Below are 1,059 nucleotides of genomic sequence, written 5' to 3' on the forward strand. Positions count from 1 at the left end.
GTTTGTTGTTGGTCATTTTAGGCCTGACGTTTTTTATTTTCGGGCTAGAACTCGGCTTGTTCCCCATTGGCGAAAATATGGCACAAGCCTTTGCTCGAAAGGGCAGTGTGTTTTGGTTATTGATTTTTGCGTTTTGCTTGGGGTTTGGAACCACTATCGCAGAGCCAGCATTGACTGCTGTTGCAGAAGAGGCCTCAGAGGTGGCGGCTGAAGGCGGGATGATCCCTAATACCGAACAATCCATGACGGAGTATGGCGTTGGCCTGCGGATCACGGTGGCTTTTTCTGTTGGGATTGCGATTGTGATTGGGGTGCTGCGCATCTTAAAAGGGTGGCCAATTCATTACATGATCATCGGTGGTTATGTTGGCGTTGTGACTCTCACTTGGTTTGCGCCAGAGTCGATCATCGGCGTTGCTTACGACTCGGGTGGCGTGACCACGTCAACGATTACCGTCCCTTTGGTGACGGCATTAGGAGTAGGGTTAGCTTCGGCCATTAAAGGGCGTAACCCTATGGTGGATGGTTTTGGGTTGATTGCGTTTGCCTCTTTACTGCCAATGATGTTTGTCATGATTTATGGGATGGCCGTTACATGATTTCATTCGAACATTTCTTAGATACGTTGCTGTCCACCATTCGTGATGTGATCCCGATTGCGGCGATTATTTTTGGCTTTCAATTGGCTGTGCTGCGCCGCCCAGTGAATAACCTCAAAAAAGTGTTGCTCGGTTTTGCGTATGTCATTGTTGGGTTATCGTTATTTTTACTCGGTTTGGAGATGGCATTGTTTCCGTTGGGCGAAACAATGGCGGTGCAGTTGACCGCTCCTGAATTCGTCCGAGAGTTTAAAGTCTCTATTGGGCAGGCGTTAGAGTGGGTCGACTATTATTGGGTGTACACCTTTGCTTTTTTTATCGGCTTTAGTACGACCATTGCTGAGCCTTCATTGATTGCAGTGGCCATCAAAGCCAATCAAGTGTCTGGTGGCAGTATTAGTGTAAATGGCTTACGAGTTGCGGTTGCTTTAGGCGTAGCGATAGGTATCGCGCTTGGCAG

2 protein-coding genes are annotated in these 1,059 nt (G+C 48.2%); both read left to right on the top strand.

Annotated features, from left to right (window positions below; genetic code table 11):
• On the top strand, positions 1–599 hold a 599-nt coding region (locus R8O70_RS26170; RefSeq protein WP_318184582.1), incomplete at its 5' end, for a DUF1538 domain-containing protein.
• The coding region (locus R8O70_RS26175) for a DUF1538 family protein (protein WP_318184583.1) at positions 596–1,059 on the top strand (464 nt) is incomplete at its 3' end. The genes R8O70_RS26170 and R8O70_RS26175, both read left to right, overlap by 4 nt.

Source organism: Vibrio sp. 779(2023) (genome assembly GCF_033344285.1).
Classification (GTDB): domain Bacteria; phylum Pseudomonadota; class Gammaproteobacteria; order Enterobacterales; family Vibrionaceae; genus Vibrio; species Vibrio alginolyticus.